A 6,612-nucleotide genomic window follows, 5' to 3' on the forward strand; every position below is an offset into this window, starting at 1 on the left:
CAATGGATTTTTAAAATAGTGAGTAAAAAATAAAACGGATTGAAGTACACTTCTCAATCCGTTTTATTTTTATTTACCGTTTATAATACACTACGATACTTGCTTTGGCCAGCGTCTGATTCCAAAGATTAAAACCCACAACAGCCGGGTTGGTGTTTTCGTCGGGTCCCAGTTTATCTGTTTTTAAGGCATATACTGTTATAATGTAGTGATGCAAGCCATGTCCTTCGGGCGGACACGGACCGCCAAATCCTTTGATCCCGTAATCAGTTATACTTTGAATAGCACTCTTCGGCGCTAGATTGAGCTTACTGTTTCCTGCGTTAGTCACTAATTCGTTAACGTTGGCCGGAATGTCAAACACCACCCAATGCCAGAATCCGCTTCCTGTGGGCGCATCAGGATCGTACATGGTGATGGCAAAACTTTTGGTGCCTTCGGGGGCGTTTTTCCAGGATAACTGTGGTGACAGGTTATTTCCCGAACATCCAAAGCCGTTGAATTCCTGCGTCTTGGTCGCTTCACCGCCCAGATCTTTACTGGATAATGTAAATGTCTTTTGTCCGAAAAGTGTGGTGGAGACAATCAATGTCAGCACTACCATCCAATTTGCTTTTTTCATTGTAATATGATTTAAAATTTAAAGCAAAAATAATAGCAGCATTACAGACGCAATGGAGACAGAGGTTCAAAAACTGTTGCCGGAAGTTCAGCTTTTATGATGTTGTTTGGGTGTGACTCCGTATTTGGATTTATACGCCTGGATGAAACTCGATAAATTCTCATAACCGACTTCAAAATAAATTTCCGAGGCGTTTTTGTGTTCCTGATGCAGTAAATGGTATGCCTTTTCCAGTCTCTTATTCTGAAACCATTTGATAGGCGATTCACCATAATGTTTTTCAAATTCCCTTTTAAAAGAGGAGACGCTTTTATTACACAGGAAAGCCAGTTCGTTTACTGTGAGTTTGTTCCACTGATTCATTTCCACTGTCCGGATAAATTTCTGTGTAGCGTTATCGCTGTTGGCCGTTAGCGCATGCAGGAATCCGGTACCGTGAATTTCGGTCAGATACAGCAGTATCTCTTCGAGCTTGACCTCGATCAGTTTCTTTTGGGTGACTTTTGAAAGCTTTGCAATATCCAGCAGACTGCTCACAAACCGCTGGATGAACTCGTCATAACGAAAGGAGTGAACCGATGGGTATCCACTTGCTCCGTTGACAGTCAGTCCGTTTTTGCGGAGAAATTGCATGACGGTTTCGTTGCTGAAAAATAAGAGTACACTACTATAATTACGGTTGCCTGAAAGTCTTTCGGTCATCAGGCAGTGTCCCGACTTCATGATGAGGAATTGGGAGTTGTCAATGGCTAAAGCCGAATTATCAAACACTACTTCTTTTGTTCCTTCGGTCAGGAAACTGAAGGTGTTCCGGTTTAACGCGATTTGTTGCTTCGCTATTTCTTTCGCACTCTGATAATCAAAAACCTGAACCGCTTGGGAGTGGTCTAAAGGTAGATCGTCAGGAAGTGTGATGGTGTTCATTGGGAGGAAGGATGTGTTTGCGTGCTTGCTGTTTTGCAGCGTGTTCAAAAATAGATAAATATTTTGACTTGTAGATGGCGCGAGCGTCCAGCTCGTGTCCATATCTGTTTAAAATAAAAAAAGACTATAACGTTTTGTTGTAGTCTTTTGTTGTTTTATAGAGTATGGATTGTAGATTCGCGCTATCGGTTAGCTATCGCACTTGTTTTAATCTTTCATCATTTTATCATATTCGTCAACGTCAGTGTCACGGAAAAAGTTAAAGCCACTTAATTCATTGATTTTCCATTTCCCATCTTCTTTTTTAGCTTTTACCCTATAGGTATGGGAAAGATCTTTGTCCCAGGTCCAAACGAAGTCGGCCCTGTCCTGATTGATGACTAAACTGTCAATCGTCAGTACTTTCCAATATTCTTCAGGGTAGTCCTGACAACTGCACCAATTGTTTGCATCCGTTTCCCAAAGCGGGATGCCATCGTTTATGTTTCGCCAACGAATGTCTGCTTTTTTTATGGAAGCATCTATTGTCATGGCTATGGCTTTGTGCCCTTTCAGAAAATCGGTACTGAAGAAATCCGTCTGTTTGAAAAGTTGAAGATTGTTTTGGTATTTGTCCCAATCAATCCCTGTGAAAATACTGTCTTGCTTTTCGTCATATTGGTATGGAAAATCGTGCACTAATGATTCTTCAATATTGTACCATTCATAAGCCTGCCGTATCAGTTTTGTTAATGCAACGCTGTCATTATTTATTGGATTAAAAGTGGTGCTTTCTTTTGGTGTTACTTTTTTTTCAGACTTTTCAGTACAGCTGATAAGTAAAGTTATGGTCAGGTAAATAATGAAGAGATTTAAATTTTTCATGTTTTGGGTTTTTCCGGTAGGGTTGTGGCTAAGTTGCATATCCGGTATGTTTTGGATGTATGCCTGTTGCTTTTAGCGTTTCAAAAATAGATAATTATTTTTTGATTCTTGGCCGGATGCTATCCGGGAATTTTAAAATTATTTGTAGAGACGCCATGCATGGCGTCTCTACCATAAAAAAAAGGGGAACCAAATTGGTTCCCCTTTTTTGCGGATTAAATTTTAAACCGACAACGTCGCTTTGTGGGTCGTGACTGCTGTAATGAACGCTTCGATTTCCCCAAGTTCTTTCGAAATGCGTTCCACATCTACTTCCTTTTCCAGCAATGCCACAATACCATAGTTGATTCTTCTGTCCTCCAGTAAAAATTTTCTGTAATCCAGTCTTCTGAGTTTCTTCTGATGGTCTTCCTTGATGCTGCCCTCCGGAAGTGTAGGCAGGATTGCATTGATCGTGTTCATTTGGGAAATTACCGATTGTAGTTCGGTGTCAATGTTCAACGAGGCTGTTGAATAATTTTGTGTTTGTTTACTTTCGTTTAACTTTTTTAAGGCCAAATTCTCTTTTTCGTTTTGTGCCCAAGTTAATACGGCTTCGCAATCTGATAGTTGCGTTAATTTTGCAATTGAATACATAATGATGTAATTTATTGGTTCATAATGTTTTTCTTACAAACAAGAGGCATGCCAAAAAAAGAAAAAATCGTTGTTTTTTAGCGTTTTGAATGAAAAATACCGTGATTTAAGGAGGGGTTTGTCACTGGGATTGGTGACTTGATGGGGTAAGTAGAGACGCCATGCATGGCGTTTCTACATCGCATGGAGGACAAAATGTTTAAATTTTGTAATTTAAACATTATTTCTCTGCGCCAGCAGGAGTGATCGATATTATTGGATGCTGTTTTTTTGTTTCTGATATTTAAAAACTTTCCATGTAAGTATAATCAACCCAGCTATGTTTAAAATGTTCCAAAATTGCAATAAAAAGTAAAATGTTAACTGTCTCGGATTCATACTTGCTAAACTACCATACTCTTCTTCGGGGCCTTGGTAACTGTCGTCATAATCCATTTGTGAAATTCCTAAAACCAGATAAATAAAAATATCAATAGCGATAACTGCTGACCAAAATGCAATTGTATTTGAGTATTTTTTTGTTTTTATCATTTATTTTTATTTTGTTGGTTCAAGCTTTATCATGGTTTGAATTTTGTGTTGTGGAGTTGCGTTTTCGATAAAATTAATGTTTTTGAAATTTCGACTGAATAATTTTCCACCTCTTATCAACTAATGCAAAACGTATATCAGGAATGTATGAAGTTCCTGGCTGTCGACATTTATTTTCGCTAATAATTGCCAAAGGAGATTTTTTATTTTTTGTTTTCAACCCTTTTAGATAGTATTGATGAAAATTTATATCGACAGTATCTTTACTTATTATTGAATAGTCGAGAGTATAAACAGTTAGTTCTTTGCCTTGTTTACGGGAGATACTGATAATTTGATTTCGTGGTAAAATTTTTATCATTCCATTCTGAAACTTATTTTCAGGAATGTTAGTCTGATCTTCTAAATCAACATATTTATAACCGCTGGAAAGTTGCCAGTCAATGCGTTCTGTCAATGCTTTGACGTATAGAGAGTCAATATCATTTTGTGATAATTCTTCTTGAGCCTGAACAAGAGTGGCTTGGAATAATATTAGACAGAATACTATTTTTGATAACTTTTTCATATATGCTGAGTGTTATTCAATTGTAGCTAACGTATATATGTTTACTTGTAGCGTTTTCAAAAGTAGATAAATATTATAAATTGTTGGCACGAGCGGGACGCTCGCGCCAGCGGGGGCAAGATTTCTTATGGATTTTCTAATTTAAACTTTACGCCAACTTCAGCACTGATCCTTATTTTTTCAAATTCGATGTCTTCGGATGTATATTCATATTTAGATTCTTTTATACTTGAAGCTCCACGGATTTGAATACCTGAGACTCTTCCAGCCAAAGAATTTATGGTATTGGTGTCTAAATCAGAAATGAAAATTGCATTGCCAACCTTTTGGTTTAAAGGTTTTGCCATGGATAAAGCGTTTGCATGTGCTTTTTTGACTGCTAAACTTTTAAGCTCAAGTTTAAGTTTTTCTGTTTTTGAATACTCTGTCTTTTCGAGAGTGATGTTCGAGATGTTTTCTTCTTCGAGACTTTGTATAACCGATCCGGCAGTTTTTGCATTATACACTGTCAGACTATATAATTTTGCTTTTTGTATGTCTTGTCGTTTAAGAAAATACTTTTTGAAGTTACTGGACAAATCAATCAAGACTAATTGTTTTTTTATATCAATCCCATTTGAATTTAATTTTTCAATCATTTTTGTTTCCAATTCGTCAACTGAAATTTTTCCTTTGGTATCTTTTTCGGAAATTAAAATAGTAAGGTAAATTTTATCGGGTATAACCAATGTGTCAATTTTAGCCGAAGTTTCAATATAAGACTGGTCAATAAAGTTTTTATTTTGAGAAAATGATTTTGTAATCAGTAAGAGGAGAATGGCAGAAAATATTTTTTTCATTTTGTTTGATTTTAGATTATTTCTTTAAGATGTGCTTTTTCTTCAAAAGGTTGGAATTAGAAAAATATTTTCTAATTTCTCCTGCTGCTGGGTGTGTCGCGCTCGTGCTTGTAATTTTGCGAATGACTATTTTTCTTTTTTGTTAGCACGAGCATTTCGCTAGCTCCAGCATGGCTGGTAATTATAGAATGCTCAATTTACAAGGTTCATCTTTTGTTACGCAATATTTGAGTAAATAATCCGCGATATAAGTAACCTCTTCTTTTGAGAAGCATGGAGGAAAATAAGTAATGTATTTTACTAATTCATTTAAAGAAAGAATCTTAACAAATTCGAATTCTCCTAATGGTTTGTGATTGATAAAAACAATTATATTCTTAATAGGAATTTTTCTTTTGCCCCAATGATGGTTTTTTAGTGTATTATTTGCTAATAACTTAAACAATGCAAAATTTGTTCTATGAACTTGCTTGACAGGAGAGCGCATGTCAATATTTTGTATCGAATTTTCACTCCAATTTTTTGTTTCTATAATAAAAACCCCTGATGGAGAAATTACAATATGATCAATTTGTATGGACTTTATGTAGCCTTTTTCTTTGCTGTTGAATATTGGTGGTTGAAAATAGCAAGTAAAGTCATTTATTAAAGTATACTCGTCAGGTAATTTTGATAATGTTGTTTCTACTTTATGTTCACCAATTGCGCCATAGATAAAACTTTTCAATTCTTTGATTATACTCCTTCTTTTGGAAAGATTTTGTAACTCATTTGAAGAACTTTGATTTACTGCGTTTTCAAAATCATTTTTTTCAAAATCATACCGAATATTTTTTTGCAATAGAACCTTGTTTTGTTTTCGGGATGTGATAAAAATATTTGCTCGGGTCAGAGTAGGAGCTGACCAAATTTTTGTCCAAACAATAATGTTTAAGCCTAGGTCTTTAAATATGGTAAGGAGATTTGATTTTGGTAAGAATAATTTGTCTAATTGCTGATTTAGATTATCTAGTTTTAGTTTCAGCTTTTCATTTCGCTCAGTTTTGTATTTTGAAATTTCGTTAACCAAAATAACAATATCATCTTCAAGAACTTTTTTTTCTGTTTGAACTGATAATCTATGTTTTAAGATTATTTGCTCTTCCGTAAAGGAATAGTTTTTTTCAAAATTTATTAAATCAGAAATGGAATTAAATTCATCAAAATTATTTTTTGACAACTGAGATTCTATGTGACTCAATGCTCCAATTGTATTGTAAACTATACACATTTTCTGAAAGTTCTGTTGCTAACGTTCAACGGCTTGGCGATAGTTGCGAAGCCAATGGAATGATTAATTACTATTAAAGATAAAGTTTTTCGTGAAGAAAAACGTTAAGTTGATTAAGTATCCTGTTAACGCGAGTGTCCCGCTCTTGACATAAAAGTTTTTTCAATAATATAACTCTTTAATAAAGTTTTCATTCTAGATTGGACACGAGCGGGACGCTCGCGCAGCGAGGCAAAGTCAGGAGACTTTGCCTTTACTTTGAATTTGATAAAAAACTTTAAATTTATTCAAAGGAAAGCAGAGGTGAACTTTAGACTTTGCTGGATTAGAACCAAGCTACGCATTAGTCCTCTGCCTT

At 35.5% G+C, this 6,612-nt stretch carries 8 protein-coding genes; all 8 read right to left on the bottom strand.

Going from position 1 to position 6,612, the window contains the following annotated elements; genetic code table 11:
- Positions 1–73: 73 nt before the first annotated feature.
- The gene (locus NAT51_RS18470; RefSeq protein ID WP_250601361.1) at positions 74–622 is read right to left on the bottom strand and encodes a YbhB/YbcL family Raf kinase inhibitor-like protein; all 549 of its coding nucleotides are present in this window, start codon (positions 620–622) and stop codon (positions 74–76) included.
- A gap of 87 nt (positions 623–709) precedes the next feature.
- Complete coding sequence (locus tag NAT51_RS18475) at positions 710–1,546, bottom strand: helix-turn-helix domain-containing protein (RefSeq protein WP_250601379.1); 837 nt, start codon at positions 1,544–1,546, stop codon at positions 710–712.
- A 207-nt stretch (positions 1,547–1,753) separates the two neighbouring features.
- Positions 1,754–2,449 carry a hypothetical protein gene (locus NAT51_RS18480; protein ID WP_250601363.1) on the bottom strand — a complete coding sequence of 232 codons (696 nt, stop codon included), beginning with the start codon at positions 2,447–2,449 and terminating at the stop codon, positions 1,754–1,756.
- Positions 2,450–2,632: 183 nt separating this feature from the next.
- Complete coding sequence (locus NAT51_RS18485; protein WP_250601365.1) at positions 2,633–3,046, bottom strand: hypothetical protein; 414 nt, start codon at positions 3,044–3,046, stop codon at positions 2,633–2,635.
- A 252-nt stretch (positions 3,047–3,298) separates the two neighbouring features.
- On the bottom strand, positions 3,299–3,577 hold the full coding sequence (locus NAT51_RS18490; protein WP_250601367.1) for a hypothetical protein: 279 nt from the start codon (positions 3,575–3,577) through the stop codon (positions 3,299–3,301).
- 73 nt (positions 3,578–3,650) lie between these two features.
- A complete protein-coding gene (locus NAT51_RS18495; RefSeq protein WP_250601369.1) occupies positions 3,651–4,145 on the bottom strand; it encodes a hypothetical protein in 495 nt (164 codons plus the stop codon).
- Positions 4,146–4,270: 125 nt separating this feature from the next.
- Positions 4,271–4,984 carry an SIMPL domain-containing protein gene (locus NAT51_RS18500; protein ID WP_250601371.1) on the bottom strand — a complete coding sequence of 238 codons (714 nt, stop codon included), beginning with the start codon at positions 4,982–4,984 and terminating at the stop codon, positions 4,271–4,273.
- 181 nt (positions 4,985–5,165) lie between these two features.
- A complete protein-coding gene (locus NAT51_RS18505) occupies positions 5,166–6,254 on the bottom strand; it encodes a nuclease-related domain-containing protein (RefSeq protein WP_250601373.1) in 1,089 nt (362 codons plus the stop codon).
- Positions 6,255–6,612: the final 358 nt, after the last annotated feature.

Origin of the sequence: Flavobacterium amniphilum (assembly GCF_023634845.1) — a bacterium.
Lineage (GTDB): Bacteria > Bacteroidota > Bacteroidia > Flavobacteriales > Flavobacteriaceae > Flavobacterium > Flavobacterium amniphilum.